This window comes from Variovorax sp. 05N34, assembly GCF_056397405.1.
Genome location: NZ_JBFTNI010000001.1, coordinates 721,095 through 744,993, shown reverse-complemented (window position 1 = coordinate 744,993; position 23,899 = coordinate 721,095). Strand labels below are relative to the sequence as shown.

Genomic DNA, 23,899 nt, shown 5'->3' with positions numbered 1-23,899 from the left:
AAGCATGTTCGGGCCGCTTCCTTCTTTGGACGGCATCTGCTAGCGCGTCAAATCAACGCAAGACCGGACGCTGTGCCCGCCAGTTCAGGAAGGCGCCGGCCGCCATCAGCACGCACGTCGCCAGGAACACGAACCGCATGCCGAAATGCCCGCCGACGAAGCCGCCCATGAGCGGACCGACCACCTGCCCCGTGTACTGCGCGGACACTGAATAGCCGAGCATGCTGCCCGCCGACCGCTCGGGAACGCTATGCCTGATCACATGCGCGATGCATGGAAGCAATCCGCCGAGCGAAAGGCCCATCAAAAACCGCAACACGACCAGTTGCCAGCTTGCGGTGACGAAAGCCTGCGGGATCAGCAGCGCGGCGCACACAGCAAGACAACCGACGATGACGTTCCATGCACCCACGCGGTCGGCAAGCTTGCCCAGTCGCGCCGCCGAAAGAATGCTCCCCAGCGCCGCGGCCGACATGACGAGGCCCGCCACCATGGTGACGTGGCGGGGGTCGGCAACGAGCTGCTGCACATAGACGGTGATGATCGGCTCGATCGACATGTTGGCGAGCATCAGCAGCGTGCCCGTGATGAACATGACGACCACCGGCCGCTTGTCGTCGATGCTCGACCACCCGCCGCTCGACTTGGCCGTCTTCGCGATTCGTGGCCGCTTGTCTTCGCGAATGAGGAGGAGCGTCGCAAGAAAGGCCACGAAGATGACAGCGCCCGCAGCGAAGAAAGTCCAGCGGATGCCGATCAATGGCGGGAGGACGCCGCCGATGAGCGGCCCCGCGAGGCTGCCCGCCATGATGGCCGACGACAGCGTGCCGAGCGCCCAGCCGGAACGTTCCTTGGGCGTCTGGGTGGCAATGAGCAGAGTCGAGCCCGACGCATAGCCGCCCAGGAAGCCCGCAAGCAGCCGCAGCCCCACCAGCTGCCAGACGTTCTGGGCCGTGCCGATGAGCGCCATGGCCACGGCCATGCCGAGGCTCGCGCGGATCAGCATCAGCTTGCGGCCGTACAAGTCGGCCAGGCGCCCCCAGAGCGGCGCAACGAAGGCCGCGGACAGGAAGGTGGCGCCATAGGCCGCGCCCGACCATTGCGCAATGCCCGCGGGGTCCGTCACGCCGAGTTGCTCGACGAAGAGCGGCAGGAACGGCAGCAGCAGCGTCATCGCGACGATGGTCGTGAACGAGCCGAACATGCAGACGTAGAGATTGCGTCGCCAGTGCGAGTCTGCGGACGAGTCGAACGTGGAAGCGGAAGAGGGCGCGGAAGAGGGCGCGGAAGAGGAGATGGGCACGCAGGCATGTTAGGCCGATGGGCCTGAATCAGCCGTGCTCATGCGAGGGGGCGACCATCGTGCGGCGCGAAGGATGCCCCGACAAAAAGCCCGCCGCCTTCGGTCATTCGCCGCTGGTTCAGAAGCCCAGCGTCGGATTGCGGCGCGCTTCGTCGCGCTTGCGCTCCTCGCGCACGAGGTTGCAGCGCGGGTGTCGCGAGTATTCGGGCTTGTCGCAGTGCGCGGCTTCGCAGCGCGCGGCGAAGACGAAGTTGAGCGTCTCGCACCCGTGGCGCGGATCGAGCGCGACGGGCCGTTGCGGCGCCGCCGTGCGCGGAGGCGACCGGCGCTCGGGTGCCGGTTGATAGCTCGGAGCGGCCGGAGCTGTGGAAGCGACAGGCGGCGCCGGGGTCGGCGGCGCGACTGCGGCGGGCGGCTCCGCCGCCGGATGGGGATGAGTCGGCGCGAGCTCGAGTTCGCCCGGCGACAGCGAGGCCACCAGCGGAACGGAATCAGCAGGCGCCTGATTCGCCGGACGGGGCGGATCCGCCTTCACGGTTGCGACGGCGGAGGACGCCACGATCGTAGCCGGCGCAGTGCTCGCGACGCGCGCCGCCTTGTGGGAGCTGCGCGACGCTTGCACGTACCAGGCGACCGCCAGTGCGGCGACCAGAAGCGCCACGCCCAGCGGAAACAAGGGCTCGCGCACGGCCCGCCTGAGCATGGACGCAGCCTGGCTGGAGGGCCTGGCGGAGGCCGCTGCATCCCGGGCCCGCATCGTTTCGAGCACGGACGGCGCTGTGGGCGCAAAAGCTGGCAACTTGCGTGCGCATCCGTGACAGAACATCGCGGCATCGCGATTTTCAGTGTGGCAGGCGGCGCAGATCACGGGCATTCAAGACTCCGATGCAAGAGGCGGGATGATGATGCGTCACTTTCGATGCACGGCGCATCGATGTCTGCCAGCGGCCTCCTACTCTTTGGGGGCTGTTGGGGCGGCAGAATCGCTGGCAATAGAAACAACATTTGGAGACACTCATGCGCATGTCATCGTCCCGCCGCCTTTCGTTCAAAGTGGGCCTTGTGGCCGCCATCGCTTCCGCATTCGCGGCCGGCAGTGCGGGCGCGCAGACCTGGCCCACCAAGCCGATCCGCCTGGTTGTGCCGTTCTCGGCCGGCGGCGCCAACGACCTGATGGCGCGTGCAGCCGCCGAAGGAGCTTCCAAGGTGCTGGGCCAGCCCATCGTGGTCGACAACAAGCCAGGCGCTGGCGCCATCCTCGGCGCGGACGTCGTCGCCAAGAGCGCGCCGGATGGCTACACATTCCTCGTGAGCGCGGCGGGTGTGATCTCCAACAGCATGATCAAGAAGAGCATGCCGTACAAGGACAGCGAGCTGGTGCCGGTCGCGTTGATCGGACTCGCGCCCTCCGTGATCGTGGTGCCCGCGGACGCACCCTACAAAGACCTCAAGGAATTCGTCGCCGCCTCGAAGAAGGCGGGCAGCGGCTTCCATTGGGCGACTGCGGGCACCGGCAGCACGCCGCACTTCGTCGAAGGCATCCTCGAAACCAAGTACGGCGCCAAGCTGGACGTGGTGCCTTACAAGAGCGGTTCCGAATCCATCACCGCCGTGCTTGGCAGCCAGGTCGAGGCCACTTCGGAGGCCAGCATCGTGGTGCTGCCCTACATCAAGAGCGGCAAGCTGAAGCCGCTGGCCGGCACGTGGACCCAGCGCATTTCCGCCTATCCGCAGCTTCCGACCGCGAGCGAAGAAGGCTTCCCTGAAATCCGCATCGCGCACTGGGCCGGCGTGCACGCGCCGCGCGGCACACCCGACGCGATCCTCGACAAGATGGCCGACGCCATCGACAAGGCGATGAAGATGCCGGCCACCGTGGAACGCCTCAAGAGCATGGGCATCGAGCCGATCGGCGGCAACCGCGCGTCATTCGTGAAGTTCGTCGACGAAGAGCGCACGCGCCTGGGTGGCGTGGTGAAGGCCACCGGCATGAAGGAAGACTGATGCAGATCGTTTTGCGCGAAGACCTGCGCGGCGTCGCGACGCTGTGGCTGAATCGTCCGGCGCAATTCAACGCGCTGTCGGAAGCCATGCTGGACGCGCTGCATGAGCAACTTGACGCGCTGGCCGCCGACCCCCAAGTGCGCTGCGTGGTCATCGGCGCAAAGGGCAAGGCCTTTTGCGCAGGGCACGATCTTCGCGAGATGCGCGGCAAGCCCGAGCTGGCGTACTACCAGGCGCTCTTTTCTCGCTGCAGTCGAGTCATGCAGGCGATCCAGGCGCTGCCTGTGCCCGTCATCGCGCGGGTGCACGGCCTCGCGACGGCGGCGGGTTGCCAGCTGGTCGCCAGTTGCGACCTCGCCATCGCATCGCGATCGGCCAGCTTTGCGGTGTCGGGAATCAACGTCGGCCTGTTCTGTTCGACGCCCTCGGTTGCGCTATCGCGGAACGTGTCGGCCAAGCGTGCATTCGACATGCTGGTGACGGGACGCTTCATCGATGCTGCGACGGCGGCGGATTGGGGCCTGATCAACGAAGCGGTCGCGGATGAGGCGCTGGATGCGACCGTTGAGAAGAAAACCGCCGAGATCATCGCCAAGAGTGCGACCGCGGTGCGCTACGGCAAGGCGATGTTCTATCGGCAGCGGCAGTTGGCGCTCGCGGAGGCATACGCTTATGCCGGGGACGTGATGGCGCGCAACATGATGGAAGAAGACGCGGGTGAAGGCATCGATGCGTTTCTGGGAAAGCGCGCGCCGAAGTGGACGTCTTGACAGGGCTCGACACCGGCCTTGCAGCGTAGAGCTGCGCGTTCGGGGCGGTGTGACTGTTTTTGCAGGCCTTCCGTGTTGTTCGCGAACGAGAAAGAATTCACGGGAATTCGTTGAATATCTTTTAGCGTTGGCGAAATAGTATTCAATGAATACTGAAAATTTGCCGCGGCAGCGCGTTGCTGCCGCTGGCGCCCCGCAGCATCAGGGGCAAGACAAAGTAGATGAATGCGAAAAAGATGCTGTGCCACGCGCTCTTGGCGCTGCCAGCTCTCCTGGGTGCTTGCGGTGGCAGCGGTGGAGGGGGAACGGACGCTGGCGGTGTTGCAGAAGGCTTGCCAATTGCGACGGTGACTGCGCATGCGCAGAAGCAAACAGGCCAAGCGAAGCCGCCTCCGGCTCCGATGGTGTCCTCCTGCTCCGTCGCCTTTTGGGGCGACTCGATCTCGGTCTTGACGGCGCCTCACTTGGGCGAGGGCCTGCAAGTCCAGCTTCGCGGCACCATTGGCGGAACCGCCGCAGCGACGGTGCCAACCTTTCTTCAAGATCCCCTCGATGCTCGCTTCGTCGTGCTGGAATACGGCACGAACGACAGCAACGGAAAGACGCTGTTCGAGTCTCCGATGCGCTCGATGTTGGAGTCGGTCAAGGCCAAGGGCCGCACGCCGGTCGTGGTGGGACTGTCGAACGCCACTCAAGGCGAAATGGCTTACCGCGCAGTGAACAACTTGAAGGGCAGCCAACTTGCGAACGAATACGGCGCTCTTTTCGTGGACTGGGCTGCTGTGCCTTGGTCGCCTTCCGACCTGATGGACGACGGTGTACATCCCGATGATGCCTATCAGCAACGCCTCGCAGGCCTCTTGACGCAAGTCCTCGTAGACGCCGCGCCTGAGTGCGGGCAAAGTGGCGCGGCCGCAGCCTGAGCGGTGCGAGAACCGGCCGATCGGGCGCCGGTTCACCCTCAAGGATTCGCTGTCGTGAGTGAAAACAACCGTCCGCATCGCACGAAACCACTGTTGCCCGGCACGCCGTCGGTCCAGGAGATCAGGGCCGCACGGCTGGATGCCGGACTCACTCAAGAGCATGCCGCAGCGCTCATCTGGTACAGCGAAATCACGTGGAAGCAGTGGGAGGGCGGTGTGCGCCGTATGCATCCCTGCACGTGGTGGGCGTTCCAACAACGGGCGAGCGTGCTGCGCGCAACGCCGAAAACCAAGCAATGAAGCTAGCTGCGCGCCCCACTCGTACGTGGCCGATAAGTGGACGCCGGGATTTTTCCGAGCGGGCTTGTCTTCCAGCATGTGACGCATCGCGGTGGCCTCGAATTCTCCGCGTCCGACAAGATGGAGTGTTGCTATGAAGCGGATCATCGGGATCGCCTTCGCGCTCTGCAGCGCCGTGGCACTGTTCGGGTATGCATCAGCCCAGGGAAATGGCGGCAGCCAGACCTCATGCGAACTCCAGTACAGCACTTGCAAGCAGACGGCCAAGGCCGACCACCAGTTCTGCGTCCAGGCTTCAGATCAAAATTGCCGGCGGAATCTGGACAGGGCTTTGCAGCAATGCAGCAAGGCACGGTACCGGTGCAACATGGCCACCGGCAACTAAGCACTCTTTAAAGCGGCACTGATGAGGAAGCTTCCACGTACGTGCAGGTACGTGTGGGCCGGGATTTACCGGTCATTGGTGATGCATCAAGATGAACTCGCTTCCGCAGGCAGGTTGCATAAGGTATGCGACACCCGACGGACGCAGCTTTCAGGAGGCAAGCATGAAGTCGAAGTTCATCCTCGCGCTGTGCGCAATGACACTGGTCGCCGGTTGTGTCTCGAAGCAGACCTACAACACCGAAGTGCAGAAAGCAAACACCTATGCGTCGCTCGACAAGCAACTCTCCGGAGAGCTGAGCAGCGACCAGGCACAGATCACGAATCTGCAGGACCAGCTGAAGGTGACGATGGTCAACGAAATTCTCTTTCCTGAAGGCGGCTGGAAGCTCAGTTCGAGGGGCGAGCAGACGCTCGGCAAGATCGCTCCGACGCTCTCCAATCTCCCGGGTCAGCAGATCATCGTGCAAGGATTCACCGACAACGTGCCGATCGGGCCTGAGCTGAAGTCGCGCTTTCCGTCCAATGTCGAGCTCTCGTCGGCACGTGCGGACGACGTCGTGCGCTTCCTGACGTCGAAGGGCGTGCCGCAGAACTCGATCTCGGCGCAGGGCTTCGGGGATGCGCGTCCGGTCGCGAGCAATGACTCGTCGCAGGGCAGGTCCAAGAACCGCCGCGTCGAGATCGTGATCGCGGCGGCCGGTCGTCCGTGAGGACTGCGCACGAGCGCAGGCGTCCGCCGATGGCGTGACGCAGTCATCAAACAATCCTCCAGGAGGTCGCATGGACCGTGTCGATGCGCGCAACAAAGTCGTTGCGATCGCCGCAGGCTTGGCGTGGCGAAAAGGCCATGCCCTTTGATCTCAACTTCGGAGCACACCGATGACTCTCGCCATGGATCAACTCAGTCGTCGTCTTGCCGTGCCTTTGCTTGCCGCAATGGCGCTGCTTGGCGCCGGACCAACTGTTCTCGCGCAGGACAACAAGCCCGCGCAAGAGGTGGCGCCCGCGGAGGACTTGAAGGACGAGCGCGCGCTCGCGCTGCTCAGAAGCATGAGCGACACGCTCGCGGGCGCGAAGACCTTGAGCTTCAAGGTGCGCGGCATCGTGCCAACACACTCGCCGACAGGGCAGTTCGTGAGCCTTTTCGCGTCCTCTCGGGTGGTGATGCAGCGGCCGGACAAACTCTTCGTGGAAGCGCGCGGCGACTTGTTTCCGAGCGACAGCTTCTATGACGGCAAGTCAGTCACCGTGATTGGGGTCGATCGCAAGTTCTATACGCAGCGTGACGCCGCTGGGGGCGCGATCGAGGCACTGATGAACGGCGTGCAGCCGGATTCCGACGCCACGGCACCTTTCTTCGACTTGTTGGTTCCAGACCCGTACGTCCTCCTGACAAAGGATCTCTCGAGTGCACTCTTCGTCGGCCAGACGGTCATCGGCGGTGTCATGACCCAGCACTTGGCGTTCACCGCCCCGGGACTTGACTGGGAGATATGGATCGGTGCTTCCGACAAGCTGCCGCGCCAAATGGTCGTCTCGTACCGCACGGGCGAGAGGCAACCGACCTTCACGGTCGAAATCTCGGACTGGAAGCTCAATGCGCCGGTGCCGGCGAAGACCTTCATCGCCGCGATCCCTCCCGGTGCGGCGAGACTCGAGTTCAAGCAGATGGGTCAGGCCAAGTGACCGTGAAAAGGAGCGTAGCCATGAATCAGATCAAGACCCTCGCCCTTGCGGCCACTCTTGTGGCCGGCGTCCTGGCTCCGCTCTCCGGCGCGAATGCATGGATCGCCGCTGCGGGCGGCTGGCGAGGTGGTGCCGTGGCGGTAGGCGGCTACCACCCCTATCACCCGTACTACCGTCCTGCCGGTTGCTATGGCTGCGGCGCCGCTGCAGGTGCGGTCGCGGGCATGGCCGTGGGCGCAGCGATCGCGAGCCGCCCCGCTACCGTGGTGGTCCAGCAGCCTGTCGTGGCCGTGCAGCCTCTCCCGGTTGTGGTGCAGGGCGGCCCGCCGCTCGGTACGCAGATGGCTGCGCTACCCGGTGGGGCGCGCAGCATGGTGGTGAACGGCGCCAACTACTACCAGTCCGGCGCCACTTGGTACAAGCCTTACTTCGGCTCCAGCGGTGTGTATTACGAGGTCGTTCCGGCGCCGTGACGACGCTGGTCCGCGGCTCCGCTCAGCACAGAAGAAGCCTGGGTGACTTCGGGCGGCACATAACCCGGCGCTCCCCCGGTGTGTGGGACCAGTCGCTTCTTCGCGAGCTGCTCGCCGAGCACCTGCTTCATGCGCGCCAGCAACTCGCGTGAGTGCTCGTCAGCGTATCTCGGATGTGCGAGGTTGCGCGTCTCGGTGGGATCGGCGGTGAGGTCATAGAGCTCATACTCGTCAGCGGCGCGTTCGCTGACCTTCTCGACCTTGTTGCGGCGCATGAGACGCTCGTCGCGTACACCCGGCACTGTCCAGAACTGAGGGTTGTCGTAGTAGCGCGCCAGTTTGGCCAAGTGCTTCTGACCGTTCACGTCGACCTCGGCAACCACCATCTCGATGTGGTTGGGCTGGATGACGTTGAAGTAGGCGCCGGTCATGCGAGCCCAGATCTGGAATGGGCTCTTCGGGTGCTCGCTGCCCTCGGTGATCTCGTCGTCGGTCATGAAAAGTATCGGTTCGCGTGCCGGCGCCTGGCTGCTCCCGAGGACCACGCCCGACAAGTCGCGGCCCACGAGCGGATGCGCTTCCTTGTGCGTAGCCGCCACCTTCTTCAGTGCGGCGGCCGGATCGATACCTGCAAGTCCCAGCAGGGTCGGAATGACGTCAGCATGGCTCGTCGGCGTGTCGATTGTCTTGGGTCCCTTGAGCAGGGGACTGGCGACCACGAACGGAATGCGGGTCGCCTCTTCGTAGGCGATGTGCCATTTCTGGTGCATACCGCCGTGGGCGCCGAGCATGTCCCCGTGATCGGTGCTGAACACCACGATCGTGTTCTCGAACTGCTTCGTGGCGCGCAGGGCCTCAAGCACGCGCGAGATCTGCTCGTCGACATTGCGCTGCATCTGGAAGTAGAACTTGCGCTGAAGCTCGACCCACGGCTGGGGGGCGAGCATCTTGCCCCAGACGTCGACATAGCTTTGCTGAGCGCTCGGCTTGGTCGACAGATCCTCGTCGTGCGTTGGCGAATTCGGAATCGAGGGAATTTCGCTGGTGTCGAAGCGCAGGCCCTGCGCCAGTCCGATTACGCCGAATATTGCGATGTCATGCGGATTGAGGAACGAGCACACCGTGAGCCAGGGTTGGTCGCTGCCGTCGGCCTCGAGGCGCTTGAGCAGCGCGATGGTGTCGTCCGCCGTGAAGGGGTCGCGGAGCGTGCCGGTGTTCTGCGGCCCGAGCCCGTGGGGCTCCGGCCCGATCCACTCCGAAAAGCCGTACGGCTCCAGCAGGTCCGCCTTGAGGCAAGTGGCGATGTTCTCGGGAATCGGCGCGCCTTCCTTGGTCAGCGTCTGCAATTGTCCTTCGCCATCCGGCGCTGGCAGGTCCCTGTGGGCCACGTGCCATTTGCCCTTGTAGAAGGTCCGGTAGCCGCCAGCGCGGAACCAGTCGCCCATGGTCGGCACCGTGTCAGGCGCGAGCCAGTGCATATCCGCACTGTCCGGTCCTTTGCAAATCCCATCCGTCTGGGTGACGCCGTGCAGCGACGGATACTGGCCGGTGAACAACGATGCACGGCTGGGTGTGCAGGCTGCCGACATCGCGTAGTGGCGCTCGAACGACACGCCCGCGTCGTGCAGGCTCTGCTCTCCCTTGAGCACTTCACGGCGGAAGGTCTTCAGGTCCTCGTTCTCATAGGACGGCGGAAATCGCTGCTGGTCCGTCAGGATGAGGAAGATGTTCGGCTGCTTTGGCATATACATCCCTTCGATCGATTGATCTCGCGGTCATTGACGAACCAGCTGCGCTGCGACAGAGCGCCGCATCTCGGATTGTCGAGAGGGCCGCACAGGCAGGCAATCCCGGCAGCTACCTATCTCCACGTACGGGCTCTCTGGCCAATGGGGGCTTTCGAGTTCGACTTGCTCTGACCCCGGCTTTGCTGCTGCGATCGGGCATCGGATGGATCGACGGACCGCGGCCCGCCGGATCTCGCTTCAGGCGGTCGGGCCGTCTGTCAGCGGAGTGAAGCGTGGAGCGCCGCGGGCCGTGAACTCGCCGGTTGGCCTGACGCTGTAGATGCTTCGCGCCGCGTTGTGCGGGTGCCGCGCCGCCTCGGCGAGACTCAGCACCGGTGCAAAGCACACGTCGCTTCCTTCGAGCAGCATCGACCAATGCGCCCGCGATTGGCTTGCGAACAAGGACGTGAATCGCGCCTTCAGCGTTGGCCACGTGGTCTTGTCGTACTGGGCGGACGGGTTCACATCGGCAAAACCGAGCTTCTCCAGCAGCAGTGCGTAGAACTGCGGTTCGAGTGCTCCCAGTGTGATGAAGCCGCCGTCGGCGCAGGCATAGACGTCGTAGAACGGCGAGTCGTGGAACGGGCTAGGTTCGGGCCCATCGATCTGGCCGCCGGAGCGCACCATCTGCGCGATGCCACCGAGCATGGCGAGCACGTCGACGATGGCGCCATCCACGACGCGTCCATGGCCGCTCGCACGCGCGTCAAACAGCGCGCAGGCAATGCCGAAAGCCAGCCCGAGGGCACCGGCGGCATCTCCGACGACGGTCGGCGGCACCATCGGTCTTTCGCCGCGGCGGGCGGACAACGACAGCAATCCCGTCAGCGCCACGTAGTTCAGATCGTGGCCCGCCGCCTGGGCCAAGGGCCCGCTCTGGCCCCAGCCCGTCATGCGGCCATAGACCAGCCGCGGGTTGCGCGTTGCGCAGTCGGCAGGGCCGAGCCCGAGTCGTTCCATGACGCCCGGCCGGTTGCCCTCTATCAGCGCGTCCGCGGCTGAGACCAGCGCCATCGCCTCGGCGATCGCGCCCGGCTGCTTCAGGTCGAGCACCACGACAGCCTTGCCGGCACGCATCGGGTCTTCGCCGCCGCCTCCCAATTGCGCGGTCACCGCGCCTCGCGAAGAGCGCGTGATCAGCGTCACCTCGGCGCCCATGTCGGCAAGCATGCGGCCGGCCAGCGGACCGGGGCCGATGCCTTCGAACTCGACGACGCGTACGCCTTGCAGCGGCGGGTTCATGGCGCCAGCTTTCGCGCGATCAGGTCCTTCATGATTTCGGTGGTGCCACCGTAGATGCGCTGGATGCGCGCATCCGCATACAGCCGCGCGATCGGATATTCGGCCATGTAGCCGTAGCCGCCGAACAGCTGGACGCACTCGTCGACGACCTTGCCCTGTTGTTCGGTGCACCACCACTTGGCCATGTACGCGGCCTCGTCGTCGAGCGTGCCATCGAGCATGCGCTGGATGCAATCGTTGACGAAAGTGCGAACCACGTGCGCGAGCGTGGCGCATTCGGCAAGCTTGAATCGCGTGTTCTGGAAGTCGAACACGGTCTGGCCGAAGGCTTTGCGCTGCTGCGTGTATTCGACCGTGAGCTCGACCGCGCGCTCGATCACCGCCGCTGCCGGTACGCACAGCAGCATGCGCTCGTACGGGAGCTGGCTCATCAACTGGATGAAGCCTTGGCCTTCCTTCGCACCAAGCAGCTGGTCTGCGGGCACGCGCACGCCATCGAAGAACAGTTCGGCGGTGTCCGACGCGTGCTGGCCCAGCTTTTCGAGGCGGCGGCCGACGCGGAAACCCGGCAGGTTTTCGGTTTCCAGCACCATCAGCGACACGCCGCGGCTGCCCGCGTCACCGGTGCGCACCGCAACGACGAGCAGGTTGGCCGTGAAGCCGTTCGTGATGAAGGTCTTGGCGCCGTCGATCACGTAGTCGTGGCCATCGCGCCTGGCCCGGGTGCGCAGCGCCTTGAGATCCGAACCGCAACCGGGCTCCGTCAGCGCAATGCCGGCCAGCAATTCACCACTGGCGAGCTTGGGCAGCCATCGCTTCTTCTGTGCCTCGGTCCCGTAGTCCAGGATGTAGTGGGCGGCAATGGTGTGAACGGCGGAGTTCGCCGGCACTTCGGCCTTGGCGAGTTCGTCTTGCACCACGAGCTGATAGGCCACCGATGCACCGGCCCCTCCGTACTCCTCGGCGAGTTCGGGCAGCATGAAGCCCATCTGACCGAAGGGGCGCCAGACTTCGCGCGGGATGTAACCCTGACGTCGCCATCCCTCAAGGGATGGCACCAGTTCGCCGACGACATAACGGCGCACCTGGTCGCGAAAGGCTTCGATATCTTCGTCCATCCAGCGATGGCGGTAGAGCTGTGGCAGCATGCTTCAGATCCCCGTCAGGCCGCCGCTGCACATCAGCGTCTGGCCGCTCACGTAGTCCGACTCGGGGATGCACAGCAGATACACCGCGCCCGCCGCCTCTTCGGGCGTGCCGCCGCGGCCCAGTGGGATGCTTCGCTCCATCATCGCCATCAACTCGGGGTTGACGCCGACCTTGATCTCGCGGCCTTCGATGTTGGCGGTGGACTCGCCGGCCGCACTGGTGGTCAGGCGCGTCTTGATGAAGCCATAGGCCACGCAGTTCACCGTGACGTTCATGCGCCCCCATTCCTTCGCCAGAGTCTGCGTCATGCCGACGATGCCCGCCTTGGCCGCGGAATAGTTGGTCTGGCCCGCGTTGCCGAACAGGCCCGCCACCGACGAGATGTTGACCACCTTGCGCATCACGCGCTGTCCCGCCTCCGTTTCGGTCTTGACGAGCGCGCGAATCACCGGTTGAGCGGCGCGCAGGATGCGAAACGGCGCCGTCAGGTGGCAGTCCATCATGGCGTACCACTGCTCGTCGGTCATTTTCTGGATCACGTTGTCCCAGGTGTAGCCGGCGTTGTTGATGATGATGTCCAGGCCCTTGTATTCGCTGACGGCAGTGCCGACGAAGCGCTCGGCAAAGTCCGGCGCCGTGACGCTGCCGACGCAGGCGACGGCCTGGCCGCCAGCCTCGCGAATGGCCTGCACGGTTTCCTGGGCTGGGTCGCTGTCGAGGTCGTTGACGACGATGCGCGCACCTTCGCTGGCCAGCTTGAGTGCGATCGAACGGCCGATACCGCGGCCCGAGCCGGTGATGAGGGCAACCTTGCCCTCGAGTTTGCGTGTCATGTGGGATGTCTCCTGGGATGAGGTGTTCAAGGCAATGCAACGAGTGCAACGCCCGCGATCTTGGTTTGTCCGAATTGGTTGGCGCTTTGCAGTTCGATGCGCACGCAGCGCTCGCCGTTGTGCTCGAGTTTCTCGATCACCCGACCGCTGCAGCGCATCGCATTGCCGAGATGGGTGATCCCTTGGAAGCGTGCTTCGAACTGGCGCAAGCGGCTCTGCGGCGTCCAGCCGGTGAGCAGGCGGCCCAGCCAGGCCATGCCGAGCATGCCCTGCGCAAAGACGTCCGGCATGCCGGCACGACGTGCGACGTCGATGTCGATGTGGATCGGGTTGTGGTCGCCCGAGGCGCCGCCGAAAAGAGCCAGCGTCGTGCGATCGACAGGTGGAAGCTGCAGCGCGGGCAGCTCGTCGCCGACATGGACGGTATCGAAGGTAGGCAAGGTCATGTGAAGGTCCTTCAGTTGCGGCAGACAAGCACCGTGCGCAGTTCGGCCACGAGCTCATCGCGCTGGTTGGTCGCGCGCGCGGTCTTGACGACGAATTCGAGTGCGCCGTTCTTCTTGTCGTAGATGTCGCTGATGGATGAGCGCACCGTTACCGTGTCGCCCACGCAGGCGGCGCGGTGGTAGCTGAAGCTCTGCTCGCCATGCAGAAGCCTCGCGATGGGGATCTGCAAATCCGCGAGCATGCGCTTGGAGGCGCCGGAATCGAGTTCGGCCGCGAACAGAAAGGTCGGCGGCGCGGGCAAGTCCGGGTAGCCGGCATCGCGTGCGGCGGCCGCATCGGTGTAGACGGGATCGGTCTCGCCGATCACCTTGGCGAAGAACTGCAGCCGACTTCGCTCGATGGGCAACACCGACGCGGGCAGCTCATGGCCGATCCATTTCTTGTCGATCATGATTTCTCCCTCAGACGCGTTCGTACAGCGTGACCACGCAGGCGCCGCCCAGGCCGAGGTTGTGTTGCAGCGCCAGTTGGGCGCCTTCGACCTGACGTTGCTCGGCAGTGCCGCGCAACTGGTGCGTCAACTCGAAGCATTGCGCCAGGCCGGTGGCGCCCAGTGGATGGCCCTTGCTGAGCAATCCGCCCGAAGGGTTGGTGACGACCTTGCCGCCATAGGTGTTGTCGCCGTCGCAGATGAACTTCTCCGCGCCGCCAACCGGGCAGAGGCCCAGCGCCTCATAGCTCACCAACTCGTTCTGTGCGAAGCAGTCATGCAGCTCGACGACATCGATGTCTTGCGGACTCACGCCGGCGGCCTCGTAGACCTGCTGCGCGGCCGAACGAGCCATGCTGAAGCCAACCACTTCGCGCATGTCACCTGCCTCGAAGGTGATCGGCTGGTCCGTCGTCATGGCCTGCGCCTTGATGCGAACCTGGCGATTCAAGCCATGGCGCTCGGCGAACTCGGACGAACAGATGATTGCCGCCGCCGCGCCGCAGGTGGGCGGGCACGCCATCAGGCGCGTCATGACGCCGGGCCACATCATGGGAGCGTTCAGCACGTCCTCTTCGGTGATCACGGTGCGGAAGAGGGCGAGCGGATTGTTGGCCGCGTGGCGGCTTGCCTTGGCGCGGATCTTGGCGAAGGTCTCGAGCTTCGTGCCGAACTCCTTCATGTGCGCGAGGCCCGCGCCGCCGAAATAGCGCAAGGCCAACGGCAGGTCGACGTCGGTCAGCGCCGCGGCCTGTTCGTCGAAGCGCTCGAACGGGCTCGTCCGGTCCGTGTACATCGAGCCGAGCGCGCCGGGGCTCATCTGCTCGAAGCCCAGCGCCAGCACGCACTCGGCGGCACCGCTGCCGACGGCCTGGCGCGCCAGGAAGAGCGCGGTCGAGCCGGTGGAGCAGTTGTTGTTCACGTTGACGACCGGAATGCCGGTCATGCCGACTTCGTACACGGCGCGCTGGCCGGCGGTGGAGTCGCCGTACACATAGCCGACATACGCCTGTTGAACCAGCTCATAGCCGATGCCTGCGTCGGCCAGGGCCTGGCGGGTGGCCTTGGCGGCCATCTGCGGATAGGGCTCGTTGGCGCCTGGCTTGGTGAAGGGGATCATGCCGACCCCGCTGACAAAGACGTCACGGTTCATGGAGGACTCCTGGAGGTGCTGAAGAGGGCAGCGGGATCGCGCCCTTTGAATGGTTCGATGGTAGGAATTCGTTGCCCCGCCGGCGATGACACATCGCGTCGATCGCATGGCAAAAGGCATCGGCTTGCCGGGACGTGCCCTGCTGTCAGGCCACTTGCCGGGATTGCGCTTGCCAGAAGGGCTCGCGCAGCTTGGTCTTGAGGACCTTGCCTGCACCGGACAGCGGCAGCGCTTCGGTGAAGACCAGGCTGCGCGGGCATTTGTAGCCAGCGATCAGCGACTTGCAGTGGGCGATGAGCGCTTCCGCGGAGGCTTCCTCGCCGGGCTTGAGAACCACCACCGCATGCACCGATTCGCCCCAGTCCGCGCTCGGAATGCCGATGACCGCGCAGGCCGCAACGGCGCGATGCTGGGCGAGGGCGTTCTCGACTTCGGCCGAGAAGACGTTTTCTCCGCCGGTGATGATCATGTCCTTCAGGCGGTCGGCGATGAAGATGAAGCCGTCCTCGTCCATCCAGGCGCCGTCGCCGGTATGCATCCATGCGTCGCGCACGGCCTGGGCGGTCATCTCGGGCTTGTTCCAGTAGCCTTGCATCACATTGGGGCCTCGCACCACGACCTCGCCGACGATTCCGCGGGGCACTTCGTTGCCCTGTTCGTCGACGATCTTGACCTGGGTAACGAAGCTGGCCCGACCGGCTGCGCGCAACTTGCCGCGTTTGCGGCCCTCCACCGTGTGAGTCCAGGCGGGGTTGATGGTGGCAACCGGCGAAAGCTCGGTCATGCCGTACGCCTGCACGAAGCTCACGCCGGGCAGCGCGGCCATGGCGCGGTCGACCAGGGCCTCCGAGATGGGCGCGGCGCCGTAGATGATGGTGCGCAGCGCGCTCAGGTCGCGCGGCTTCTGCATCGCCGCGTGGTCGACCATCATCTGGATCATGGTCGGGACCATCAACACATGAGTGGCGCGGTCGCGCTCCAGCACATCAAGGACCCCTTCGGGATTGAATGCCGGAATGATCGAATGGGTGTTGCCCTCCAGCCAGTGCGCCATGGCACAGCCCATGTCGGCAAGATGGAACATCGGGGCCGCATGGAGGTAGGTCCCCGCAGGCGAAGCGAGCCCTTCGGCCCGCGCGGCAAGCGCGGAGCTGCACAAATTGGTGTGGCTCAGCATCACGCCCTTGGGAAATCCCGTGGTGCCGCCGGTGTAGAAGATGCCGGCCAGGTCCTCGCCGCGTCGCAGGGCATCGGGCACCGGGTCCGTGATTGCGATCAGCGCTTCATAGCCGCGCATGCCCTCGGGCACCTCGCCATCGCCGCAATAGACCACTTCACGCAAGGTGCGCGAACTGCGCCGGAACTGCTCGGCCATCGGGCGAAAGATCTCGTCGACCAGAAGGATCGTCGAGCCCGAGTCGTCCAGCGAATAGAGGATCTCTGCAGCAGTCCAGCGGATGTTGCAGGGATTGAGAACGCCGCCGGCCCAAGGCACGGCCATCTGGTATTCGAGGTACCGATCGGAGTTGAGCGACAGCATCGCGACGCGGTCGCCGACCTGCATGCCGAGGCCTTGCAAGGCACCAGCAAACCGCGCTACGCGATCGACCAATTGCCCGAAGGTGCGATGGCGATCGCCACAGCGCACTGCAACGCGCTCGGGGTGTTGCTGCGCCGCCCGGTGCAGGGATTGCGTGAGATACATGGTGCTTGTCTCCATTCGGCCACGGAAAAACGTGGCCCATTGATATGCACCCGATCGTAGGAAGCGCCGGCCTCGCGCACGATTGCGCAATGCCCTGATCCGATGGCAAAAGACCTCACTCCCGCGAAGTCCGGATCACCTTCCGCTGCGGCGATAGGCTCCGGGCGCGCTGCCCGTCCATCCCTTGAAGGCCCGCTGAAAAGCCGCGCTGTCCGCAAACCCAAGCTCATAGGCCAGCGCCGCCAGCGAAATGCCGCTGGTGTTCAGCCGGACGATGGCCGTGTCGCGGCGGAGTTCGTCCTTGAGCGACTGAAACGAAGTGCCTTCGCTCGCAAGGCGCCTCTGCAAAGTGGAGGTCGACATATGCAGCGCTTCGGCCGTGGCGACAAGATCGGGCCATGCGGGCTGCGTGCCCTGCAAGTGACGTCGCACGCGCGCGCTCACAAAGTTATCGACTCGCCTGGGAACGATGATTTCGGCCTGCGCATAACGAAGTGCCGTGCGCACTTCGGCTTCCGTGCGTCGCACCGGTTCTTTCAACCAGGCAGCCTGGAACCAGAAGGTCGACCGCACGCAATCGAAGTGCAGCGGCGCAGGAAACGCCTGGCCGTAGCTACCGGCGTAAGCGGGCAATCCGAACGCGAAATCGAAGCGCTCCGCGGGGAGTTTGCCGCCGATCAACCAGGCAAGCTGGCGCCAGAACATCCGAAGAAAGAACTCGTGAAGAAAGTTCGGATAAATGACCGAAGCGTTCGTGAACTTCAGCGACAGGCCTGCCAATGCGCCGTCTTGCACAGGCTCCAGAAGCACATCGTCCTGCAGCAGCCAAAAGGCGCGAGCGATCCGGCGCATCGCCAGCTCGAGCGTTTCGGCCCCGACAGCAGACAGGGTGATCAAGCCGAGGCTGCCAGGCTTCAAGGGTCGCGACAAGAAGCCGAGGCATTCGTCGTCGAGGCGCTTCATCAGGATACGGAACAGTTCGGAGTACTGACTCGCTGTCACCCGGGCGCTGGCCTGTTGCATGAGCGAGGGAGCGATGCCGGCTTCGAGCAGGAATTCGTCGCAGCCCTGGCCGCGCGCGTGGACACCCGAAAGCATCCCCTGCACAAAGGTCATTGGAATGGTGACGGGCGGAGGCAGCATCGAATGGGGGAGGTGTCGACCTCGGTGCTCAGACGCTGGTCAATCGTCGAGTGGTGGGCGATCGAGTGGTCTGCAATCATCTTATCGCGATGAATATCACTTCCTGCAGAACGCGTCGCCGCTGCGCTTGCAGATCGCTGCGGCGGCCGCGGCGGCATCCCGGTCCATTGGACTGAGCTTCAGCGCGTTTTCCAGTGTTGCGAGCGCCAGTCGGTCCTGGCCATCGCGCTCGAGAGCCAGCGCATAGACATAAGCGAAGCGAGCGTTGTCCGGCGCAAGCTCTGCGGAGCGACGCAAGAGCACGAGTGCCTGGTCGAGACGGCGTTGGCGCAGCAGTGACAAGCCCAGGGCATGCTGGGCGGTGGCGTCGCCCGGAAACTTCGCGGCAACATCCCGCAGCAGAGATTGCGCATCGTCCTCTCGACCTTTGGCGCGATACACGTCCGCGAGATTCAACGAAGACGCCGCCATGTCCGGTGCCAGCTCGATCGCCTTCTTCAGCGCTGCCTCGGCCTCTTTCCACTTGCCCTGGTCCGCATAGAGGGTGCCGAGGTTGTCATAGGACTCCGGCCGATCGGCGTTGAACAACTGCACCTTGACGTATTCATCGACGATCGCGGAAAGCTGCGCCTGGTCTTTCGCGTCCCATCCTGCGACCGGCACACCGGCCAGCCAGCGGGCGACGGACATGCGAACGGCCTTGACCGGATCGGCGAGCATGGGGCGCAGCCATTGGGAGCGGATCTCTGGTGGCGCGGTGGCCAATGCTTCCATCGCCGTTCGCCGCACCAACGGATCGCGGTCCTGCAGCAGCTTGCCGATCTGGTTCAGCCCTTCAGGCCCCATCGCGGGCACGGCCCTCGACAACGCGCTGGCACGCGCAATCGACGATTGGCCGGCGTCTTCGAAGACCTTCGACAGCAGCGACAGCGCCTTCTCGGCGCCCTTGTCGAAGGCCGCGAATGCGGTCTGCAGCGGCGGGTGACGCGCTTCGATGCCCGGATACCAGCGCAGCAGCGCTTGCGACGCCCACTCCGGCGACTTGTCGACATGGCACTTGTTGCAGGCGTTCGGAATCCCGGTGCCCACCGAAAGATCGGGCCGCGGCACCCGGATGCCGTGGTCGTGCCGCGGGTCGATGGACATGTAGGTCGTGGTCGGCATGTGACATGCGACGCAACTGCTGCCCTTGGAATTCAGTTCGTGGAAGGTGTGGGTCTGCGCCTCGTACTTGGCCGGCGCATGGCATTGAAAGCACACGGCGTTGCCCGGCGCGCGCAGTTGGAGCGAATGCGGGTTGTGGCAGTCGCTGCAGGTCACTCCTTTCTGATACATCAGGCTCTGCTGGAAGGACGCGTAGTTGTAGACCTCGGCCTTCATCTGCCCGTCGGGCCAGAACAGGGACTTGTCCAGCAGCGAGGGCACGTGCGTGTCCAGCAGCGGCTTGCCATGCAAGTAGTTGTCCGAGATCTGGCTGCGATGCGAATGGCATTGCGCGCACAACTCGACCTCGGCCCTGTCGGGCGATACGGCCGGGCTGCGCACCGCGTTGCCGGTTTCCGCGCTGATGTTCCATTGCGCATCCTTGCGGTCCCGAAGCAACTGCGCGAATCCCATCGTGGCGTCCGACAGCCGTGCTGCTCCGGACAACCCGGACCAGGCCACATGGCGCGACCCCGGGCCATGGCAGCTTTCGCAGCCGACATTGCCTTCAGACCACGTGCTGCCGTAAGTGCGCGTGACGACGTCGAAGTTCTTCTTGAAGTTGGTCGTATGGCATTCGGCGCACATGAAGTTCCAGTTGTTCTGGCGGCCGGTCCAGTGCAGCGGGTCGCCGGGCTTGACGTTTTGCCCTGCGTGCAGATCGAACCAGCGCTGGCCTCCCTTGCCCTGCGGGCGGGCATCCCAGGCAATCGTCAGCGCCTGCATGCCTTTGTCGGGCATCGGAACCAGGAACTGCTGCAGCGGATAGACGCCGAGTGTGTGAGTCACCTCGAACTCTTGTTCGCGTCCGTCTCGATCCTGCGTCTCGATGTAGAACTTGCCGTCGCGCTGCCGGAAACGCGACGTGATGCCAGCTTCGGTGAAAGCTTCTCCGCGGAAGGGCGCCAGCACGGTCGCGGGCGTCGCGTGCTGCATCGCCAGATCGTGGTGCGAACCTTGCCATGCCTGGCCTTGAGCTTGGTGGCAGCCCACGCAGGCCTGCGACCCGACGAACCTGGCGGCTGACGAAGGCGCCTCGGCGCCCGAGGCGATCTTGCGAGGCCCGGATTGCGGCGAAGCCAGCAGCCAGGCGAGCACGAGCAACCCGGCGCCGACAGCCAGCGCAATCGCAACAAGCCGGCCTTGCTGGATGCGCACGGCGCGGGCCTCAGGTGTGAGCGTGGCGGGGGCGCGTCGTCACCCGTCCACCCGCCGCACTGCGCCTGCGCAACTTGCGCAATCCAAACACGATGGCGGCGATCAAGACGACGATCAGGAGCACCGCGGCGGCCAGAACGCCTGCCATCTGCCGAACCAGCACCGGCCAGTTGTTCTTCAGCAGCTGAAAGAGAGGGTTGTAGCCGGCGGGCGGATTGATCACGCCGTTCTGGCGGATGTAGTCGTCGTACTTGGCCAGCATGGTCTTCATCAGTTCAGGCTTCTCGGCGCTGAGGTCGCGAGATTCGGTCGGATCCGCCTTGATGTCGTAGAGGTGCCATTGACCGTCGAAGAACGGCGCAACATTGCGGCTGATCTTGTAGTCGCCAAAAAACAGCGCGCCGGCCCCCGTCGCTTCGAAGCCGACCGTGTAGTCGGCGGGGTGGATCGACGGCGCATGTCCCTCCAGATAGGGCAGCATGCTCGTGCCGGTCGGACGGATCAGTTTCTTGCCCTTGTACACGTCGCCAGGCATGGGAATGCCGGCAATGTCGAGCATGGTGGGCAAAAAATCAGTGACGTAGGCGAACTGATCGGTCATGCCGCCCGGCTTGATGCGCTCCGGATAGCTCACGATGAAAGGCACCCGCATGCCGCCCTCCGCGGACGTGCCCTTGAAGCTCGCGAAGGGGGTATTGGACACTTCCGCCCAGTCCTGCCCGTAGTGGACATAGCTGCCCTTTTGCCCCAACGTATCGATGCCGAGTGCATAGTTCACGCGATACCAGAGCTTGAACGGCAGGTTGAGGTTGTTGAGCTCGAAGGGGTCCGCGCCGTTGTCCGACATGACGACGAAGACGGTGTTGTCCAATTGGCCGGTGCGCTTCAGGTAGTCGCGGAACCGGCCGATGTGCTGATCCGCGCTGTCGAGCATCGCTGCGAAGACTGACATCTTCTTGGCATAGAGCTTCTGGTCCTTGGCGTCCAGGCTGTCCCAGCTCTTGCGCAGCACCGCCTCGGGCAGCTTCAACCCGGCGGGCACCAGGCCCATGTCCACTTGGCGCTGGTAGCGCTCGGAGCGCAGGTTGTCCCAGCCCTGCGTGTAGCGATCCTTGTACTTGTCGATGTCCACTTCGGGTGCCTGCAGTGGCGAATGCACGGCCTGGAAGGCGAGGACCGCAAAGAAGGGCTTGTGGGTGTCCTTGCCGTCCTCGACATAGCTGATCATCCGGTCGACGTAATGCCGCGTCGAGTAGAAGTCGGCAGGCAGCACGGCGCGCTTGCCGTCTTCCCACCAGACGGCCTCCATGTTGAGCGGCGCGTAGACCTTGGCTTCGAAGTTGTCGGCGCCCGTCTGCTCCAGGGAGATGTACCGGTCCCAGCCTTTCGCGCCCGGCGCGTGCTCGAGTCCGTCGCCCATGTTCCATTTGCCGGCGAAGTAGGTGGCATAGCCGCCGTCGTGCATCAATTGCCCAAGACTGTGCGCGTTCGGGCTCAGGAAACCCTCGTACCCGGGCTGGCCCTTCTGGTTGTCGGCCATCACGGGCCGCAGCGAGCCTGCGCCGGCGCGATGGTGGTCAATGCCGGTGTGCATCATCGCGCGGGACGATTCGCAGGTCGATGCAGTGTGGAAGTTGGTGAACCGGACGCCGGATTTCGCGATGTCGTCGATGTTGGGTGTCTTGATCTCGCTGCCATAGGCGCCGAGGTCGCTGAAGCCGGCATCGTCGATCACCACGAACACGATGTTCGGGCGAGGCTGCGCTGGCTTGTCGGCGGGGTCGGCTGTCGCGCCGTGCACGCTCGACACCAGCAGCGCCGTGGCGGCGAGCGAACACGTCAAGCCTCGGACCTTGGCCCATCTTTTCGTCATTTGTCTGTCTCCGGTCTTTGTGCGGCAAAACGCCGGGCGGCGAACGCGCGAGATGGGAGTTTGAACACGCGGCAAAAATGTGTCCAACGCAAAAATAGCCCGAGTACATTGCGTTTCATGCAACCTGACCCGAAGCTCGCCACCGACCTGCGTCGCTTGACGCACTTGATCGCCTTGGCCGAAGAAGGTCGCTTCTCGCGCGCCGCCGTGCGCGTCCACCTGAGCGAAGCGGCCTTCGGGCGCAGCATCCGAAGTCTGGAGGATCAGGTCGGCATGCGATTGTTCGACCGGGATGCGCAGCGGGTGTCGCTCACCCAGGCCGGCCAGATGGTGCTCGAGCGTGCGCGCGCCCTGGTCTTCGACAGCAGCTGCCTGCAGCGCGACATCGAACTGATGAGGCAGGGCGATGCCGGCGAACTCGCGATCGGTGCCGCGCCCATTCCCGCGGCCATCATCATGCCGGGCCTGTTGTCAGAGCTTGGCCGTAACAGCCCGCGGCTCGTCACGCGAGTTCGTCTCGGCAACCTGATGGCCCTGATCGAAAAGCTCGAAGCGCAGGAACTCGATTTTTGCCTCGGCGAGCCCAGACTGCTGGCCCGCAGCAATCGCTATTCGACGGCATTGGTAGGTGTTCAAGGTGGGGCCCTGTTCTGCCGGCCGGGCCATCCCATCGAGCGCATCGGCAAGATCGACGTCGAGGTCCTGCGCCGCTATGGCATTGCCGGAATTTCTGCGACGCACTCCGTCATGGAGCACATTGCCGTCAGCTACGGCTTCGAATCGGTGCATGACTTTCCGCTGACGGTCGAATGCGATGACCTGAACCTGCTCGGCCGCCTTGTTGCCGAAACCGACGTGCTGGGCCTGTTGCCCGACGGGCTGACCGAGGCGAGCAGGCTGGACCTGCGCCGCCTCGACATCAAGGTGAAGGCACCTTTGGCGGTCAACATCCACGCCATCTGGTTGAAGGGCCGAACGATGTCGCCGGCGGCGCTGCGTGCGGTGAGCCTGGCCCAGCAGATCGCGGCGAGGCAGAGCGCTTGATCCGCGCAACGGCCGTTACGGCGCAGTGTCTTCCGTTGAAGCGAAGAGTGGTCCATTACGATTGACGGTATGCGTACTGCGATCTACTACTTGCTGATGCTTCTGCTTGGATTCGCCTGGTACAAGTTCGGGCAGAGCCTGCTTCGGAAGGGCTATCGCGACGAGAACCGCGAACTCACGAAAGGACTCATGGGGCCGATGGGATTCCTCGTGACGGCCGTTGTGACGTGCGGCCTCCTGTTTGGCTTGTTGCGTGCGCTGTTTCGAGGTGAGGTGTCTTGCGTGGGCAGGGGTTGCAAGATGCAGATCTACACCTTGGCGGCACATGCTGGCGAGTACTGGGCCAACGTGTCATACCTCGCGTGGATGGTGCTCGGGCTTGGCTATGCGATGTATGTGACGTTCAAGATCTGGTTTCGAGCGCCTGAGGCCCTCGAGACAAAGCAGGGGACACGATGGCACTAGCTGAAGAACTTCCCGAGTTGTTCGAGCGCTTCGGGCGCGTGTCGGCCCGGCGCATGTTCGGCGGTCACGGCGTCTTCCACGAAGGGCGTATGTTCGGGCTGGTGATTGGCGAGCGCCTGTACCTCAAGACCGACGAGGCGAGCCGATCCGATTTCGAATCGAAAGGGATGGCGCCCTTCGCGTACATGCGATCAGGCAAGCTGACGCAGACCTCGTATGTCGAAGCGCCGCCCGAAATCTACGAAGACCGCGAGGAAGCGGCACGCTGGGCCCGCTTGGCCTGGGAGGCTGTCCTGCGCAAGGGCGGCGCGACCGTGCAACGCAAGACGGCGACTCGGAAGAAGTGATCAGAATGACGTTG

23 protein-coding genes are annotated in these 23,899 nt (G+C 64.3%); 10 read left to right on the top strand and 13 right to left on the bottom strand.

Annotated elements, in window-relative coordinates:
* Positions 1 to 52: 52 nt before the first annotated feature.
* Positions 53 to 1,204 (bottom strand): MFS transporter, encoded by a 1,152-nt coding sequence (locus tag AC1DMA_RS03590; RefSeq protein WP_478143351.1) that lies wholly within the window; start codon positions 1,202 to 1,204, stop codon positions 53 to 55.
* Positions 1,205 to 1,421: 217 nt separating this feature from the next.
* A complete protein-coding gene (locus tag AC1DMA_RS03585) occupies positions 1,422 to 2,006 on the bottom strand; it encodes a hypothetical protein (protein WP_478126617.1) in 585 nt (194 codons plus the stop codon).
* 320 nt (positions 2,007 to 2,326) lie between these two features.
* Between AC1DMA_RS03585 and AC1DMA_RS03580 the strand changes: the two genes are divergently transcribed.
* The 7 genes from AC1DMA_RS03580 (at position 2,327) to AC1DMA_RS03550 (ending at position 7,846) form a co-directional block, all read left to right on the top strand.
* A complete protein-coding gene (locus AC1DMA_RS03580) occupies positions 2,327 to 3,307 on the top strand; it encodes a tripartite tricarboxylate transporter substrate binding protein (protein WP_478143350.1) in 981 nt (326 codons plus the stop codon).
* Positions 3,307 to 4,077 carry an enoyl-CoA hydratase gene (locus AC1DMA_RS03575; RefSeq protein ID WP_478143250.1) on the top strand — a complete coding sequence of 257 codons (771 nt, stop codon included), beginning with the start codon at positions 3,307 to 3,309 and terminating at the stop codon, positions 4,075 to 4,077. The genes AC1DMA_RS03580 and AC1DMA_RS03575 overlap by 1 nt, the downstream gene beginning before the upstream one ends.
* 221 nt (positions 4,078 to 4,298) lie before the next feature.
* The gene (locus AC1DMA_RS03570; protein WP_478126615.1) at positions 4,299 to 5,000 is read left to right on the top strand and encodes an SGNH/GDSL hydrolase family protein; all 702 of its coding nucleotides are present in this window, start codon (positions 4,299 to 4,301) and stop codon (positions 4,998 to 5,000) included.
* 54 nt (positions 5,001 to 5,054) lie between these two features.
* Positions 5,055 to 5,300 carry an XRE family transcriptional regulator gene (locus tag AC1DMA_RS03565; protein WP_478143249.1) on the top strand — a complete coding sequence of 82 codons (246 nt, stop codon included), beginning with the start codon at positions 5,055 to 5,057 and terminating at the stop codon, positions 5,298 to 5,300.
* A gap of 548 nt (positions 5,301 to 5,848) precedes the next feature.
* Positions 5,849 to 6,397, top strand: a complete 549-nt coding sequence (locus AC1DMA_RS03560; RefSeq protein ID WP_478143248.1) for an OmpA/MotB family protein — start codon at positions 5,849 to 5,851, stop codon at positions 6,395 to 6,397.
* Positions 6,398 to 6,566: 169 nt separating this feature from the next.
* Positions 6,567 to 7,373, top strand: a complete 807-nt coding sequence (locus AC1DMA_RS03555; RefSeq protein WP_478143247.1) for a DUF2092 domain-containing protein — start codon at positions 6,567 to 6,569, stop codon at positions 7,371 to 7,373.
* 20 nt (positions 7,374 to 7,393) lie between these two features.
* A complete protein-coding gene (locus AC1DMA_RS03550; RefSeq protein WP_478126611.1) occupies positions 7,394 to 7,846 on the top strand; it encodes a hypothetical protein in 453 nt (150 codons plus the stop codon).
* Here the strand turns inward: AC1DMA_RS03550 and AC1DMA_RS03545 are convergent.
* From AC1DMA_RS03545 to AC1DMA_RS03495, 11 genes are all read right to left on the bottom strand, one after another.
* On the bottom strand, positions 7,822 to 9,597 hold the full coding sequence (locus tag AC1DMA_RS03545) for a sulfatase-like hydrolase/transferase (protein WP_478143246.1): 1,776 nt from the start codon (positions 9,595 to 9,597) through the stop codon (positions 7,822 to 7,824). The genes AC1DMA_RS03550 and AC1DMA_RS03545 overlap by 25 nt on opposite strands.
* Positions 9,598 to 9,831: 234 nt before the next feature.
* Positions 9,832 to 10,875: a CaiB/BaiF CoA transferase family protein gene (locus tag AC1DMA_RS03540; protein WP_478143245.1), complete on the bottom strand. Its 1,044-nt coding sequence runs from the start codon at positions 10,873 to 10,875 to the stop codon at positions 9,832 to 9,834.
* The gene (locus AC1DMA_RS03535) at positions 10,872 to 12,023 is read right to left on the bottom strand and encodes an acyl-CoA dehydrogenase family protein (protein WP_478143244.1); all 1,152 of its coding nucleotides are present in this window, start codon (positions 12,021 to 12,023) and stop codon (positions 10,872 to 10,874) included. Before AC1DMA_RS03535 ends, AC1DMA_RS03540 begins: the two co-directional genes overlap by 4 nt.
* Before the next feature lie 3 nt (positions 12,024 to 12,026).
* Positions 12,027 to 12,857: an SDR family NAD(P)-dependent oxidoreductase gene (locus AC1DMA_RS03530; RefSeq protein ID WP_478143243.1), complete on the bottom strand. Its 831-nt coding sequence runs from the start codon at positions 12,855 to 12,857 to the stop codon at positions 12,027 to 12,029.
* A 26-nt stretch (positions 12,858 to 12,883) separates the two neighbouring features.
* Positions 12,884 to 13,303 carry a MaoC family dehydratase gene (locus tag AC1DMA_RS03525; protein WP_478143242.1) on the bottom strand — a complete coding sequence of 140 codons (420 nt, stop codon included), beginning with the start codon at positions 13,301 to 13,303 and terminating at the stop codon, positions 12,884 to 12,886.
* A gap of 11 nt (positions 13,304 to 13,314) precedes the next feature.
* Positions 13,315 to 13,755, bottom strand: a complete 441-nt coding sequence (locus AC1DMA_RS03520; RefSeq protein ID WP_478143241.1) for a MaoC family dehydratase N-terminal domain-containing protein — start codon at positions 13,753 to 13,755, stop codon at positions 13,315 to 13,317.
* Positions 13,756 to 13,765: 10 nt separating this feature from the next.
* Positions 13,766 to 14,947, bottom strand: coding sequence for a lipid-transfer protein (locus tag AC1DMA_RS03515; RefSeq protein ID WP_478143240.1), 1,182 nt, complete (start codon positions 14,945 to 14,947; stop codon positions 13,766 to 13,768).
* 145 nt (positions 14,948 to 15,092) lie between these two features.
* Positions 15,093 to 16,667 (bottom strand): acyl-CoA synthetase, encoded by a 1,575-nt coding sequence (locus AC1DMA_RS03510; protein ID WP_478143239.1) that lies wholly within the window; start codon positions 16,665 to 16,667, stop codon positions 15,093 to 15,095.
* A 120-nt stretch (positions 16,668 to 16,787) separates the two neighbouring features.
* Positions 16,788 to 17,768: an AraC family transcriptional regulator gene (locus AC1DMA_RS03505; protein WP_478143238.1), complete on the bottom strand. Its 981-nt coding sequence runs from the start codon at positions 17,766 to 17,768 to the stop codon at positions 16,788 to 16,790.
* A gap of 123 nt (positions 17,769 to 17,891) precedes the next feature.
* Positions 17,892 to 20,156, bottom strand: coding sequence for a tetratricopeptide repeat protein (locus tag AC1DMA_RS03500; RefSeq protein WP_478143237.1), 2,265 nt, complete (start codon positions 20,154 to 20,156; stop codon positions 17,892 to 17,894).
* 10 nt (positions 20,157 to 20,166) lie between these two features.
* Complete coding sequence (locus AC1DMA_RS03495) at positions 20,167 to 22,029, bottom strand: arylsulfatase (RefSeq protein WP_478143236.1); 1,863 nt, start codon at positions 22,027 to 22,029, stop codon at positions 20,167 to 20,169.
* A 117-nt stretch (positions 22,030 to 22,146) separates the two neighbouring features.
* Here AC1DMA_RS03495 and AC1DMA_RS03490 point away from each other — a divergent pair, with 117 nt between their 5' ends.
* The 3 genes from AC1DMA_RS03490 (at position 22,147) to AC1DMA_RS03480 (ending at position 23,885) form a co-directional block, all read left to right on the top strand.
* Complete coding sequence (locus AC1DMA_RS03490; protein WP_478143235.1) at positions 22,147 to 23,073, top strand: LysR family transcriptional regulator; 927 nt, start codon at positions 22,147 to 22,149, stop codon at positions 23,071 to 23,073.
* A gap of 69 nt (positions 23,074 to 23,142) precedes the next feature.
* Positions 23,143 to 23,538 (top strand): hypothetical protein, encoded by a 396-nt coding sequence (locus tag AC1DMA_RS03485; RefSeq protein WP_478143234.1) that lies wholly within the window; start codon positions 23,143 to 23,145, stop codon positions 23,536 to 23,538.
* Positions 23,529 to 23,885, top strand: a complete 357-nt coding sequence (locus AC1DMA_RS03480) for a TfoX/Sxy family protein (protein WP_478143233.1) — start codon at positions 23,529 to 23,531, stop codon at positions 23,883 to 23,885. Before AC1DMA_RS03485 ends, AC1DMA_RS03480 begins: the two co-directional genes overlap by 10 nt.
* The last annotated feature ends 14 nt before the right edge of the window (positions 23,886 to 23,899 follow it).

What these genes read in the sequence shown, in the direction of transcription:
- AC1DMA_RS03590 (WP_478143351.1), bottom strand. Translation starts at nt 1,204, where the DNA reads ATGTTCGGCTCGTTCACGACCATCGTCGCGATGACGCTGCTGCTGCCG.
- AC1DMA_RS03585 (WP_478126617.1), bottom strand. Translation starts at nt 2,006, where the DNA reads ATGCTCAGGCGGGCCGTGCGCGAGCCCTTGTTTCCGCTGGGCGTGGCG.
- AC1DMA_RS03580 (WP_478143350.1), top strand. Translation starts at nt 2,327, where the DNA reads ATGTCATCGTCCCGCCGCCTTTCGTTCAAAGTGGGCCTTGTGGCCGCC.
- AC1DMA_RS03575 (WP_478143250.1), top strand. Translation starts at nt 3,307, where the DNA reads ATGCAGATCGTTTTGCGCGAAGACCTGCGCGGCGTCGCGACGCTGTGG.
- AC1DMA_RS03570 (WP_478126615.1), top strand. Translation starts at nt 4,299, where the DNA reads ATGAATGCGAAAAAGATGCTGTGCCACGCGCTCTTGGCGCTGCCAGCT.
- AC1DMA_RS03560 (WP_478143248.1), top strand. Translation starts at nt 5,849, where the DNA reads ATGAAGTCGAAGTTCATCCTCGCGCTGTGCGCAATGACACTGGTCGCC.
- AC1DMA_RS03555 (WP_478143247.1), top strand. Translation starts at nt 6,567, where the DNA reads ATGACTCTCGCCATGGATCAACTCAGTCGTCGTCTTGCCGTGCCTTTG.
- AC1DMA_RS03550 (WP_478126611.1), top strand. Translation starts at nt 7,394, where the DNA reads ATGAATCAGATCAAGACCCTCGCCCTTGCGGCCACTCTTGTGGCCGGC.
- AC1DMA_RS03545 (WP_478143246.1), bottom strand. Translation starts at nt 9,597, where the DNA reads ATGTATATGCCAAAGCAGCCGAACATCTTCCTCATCCTGACGGACCAG.
- AC1DMA_RS03540 (WP_478143245.1), bottom strand. Translation starts at nt 10,875, where the DNA reads ATGAACCCGCCGCTGCAAGGCGTACGCGTCGTCGAGTTCGAAGGCATC.
- AC1DMA_RS03535 (WP_478143244.1), bottom strand. Translation starts at nt 12,023, where the DNA reads ATGCTGCCACAGCTCTACCGCCATCGCTGGATGGACGAAGATATCGAA.
- AC1DMA_RS03530 (WP_478143243.1), bottom strand. Translation starts at nt 12,857, where the DNA reads ATGACACGCAAACTCGAGGGCAAGGTTGCCCTCATCACCGGCTCGGGC.
- AC1DMA_RS03525 (WP_478143242.1), bottom strand. Translation starts at nt 13,303, where the DNA reads ATGACCTTGCCTACCTTCGATACCGTCCATGTCGGCGACGAGCTGCCC.
- AC1DMA_RS03520 (WP_478143241.1), bottom strand. Translation starts at nt 13,755, where the DNA reads ATGATCGACAAGAAATGGATCGGCCATGAGCTGCCCGCGTCGGTGTTG.
- AC1DMA_RS03515 (WP_478143240.1), bottom strand. Translation starts at nt 14,947, where the DNA reads ATGAACCGTGACGTCTTTGTCAGCGGGGTCGGCATGATCCCCTTCACC.
- AC1DMA_RS03510 (WP_478143239.1), bottom strand. Translation starts at nt 16,667, where the DNA reads ATGGAGACAAGCACCATGTATCTCACGCAATCCCTGCACCGGGCGGCG.
- AC1DMA_RS03505 (WP_478143238.1), bottom strand. Translation starts at nt 17,768, where the DNA reads ATGACCTTTGTGCAGGGGATGCTTTCGGGTGTCCACGCGCGCGGCCAG.
- AC1DMA_RS03495 (WP_478143236.1), bottom strand. Translation starts at nt 22,029, where the DNA reads ATGACGAAAAGATGGGCCAAGGTCCGAGGCTTGACGTGTTCGCTCGCC.
- AC1DMA_RS03490 (WP_478143235.1), top strand. Translation starts at nt 22,147, where the DNA reads ATGCAACCTGACCCGAAGCTCGCCACCGACCTGCGTCGCTTGACGCAC.
- AC1DMA_RS03485 (WP_478143234.1), top strand. Translation starts at nt 23,143, where the DNA reads ATGCGTACTGCGATCTACTACTTGCTGATGCTTCTGCTTGGATTCGCC.
- AC1DMA_RS03480 (WP_478143233.1), top strand. Translation starts at nt 23,529, where the DNA reads ATGGCACTAGCTGAAGAACTTCCCGAGTTGTTCGAGCGCTTCGGGCGC.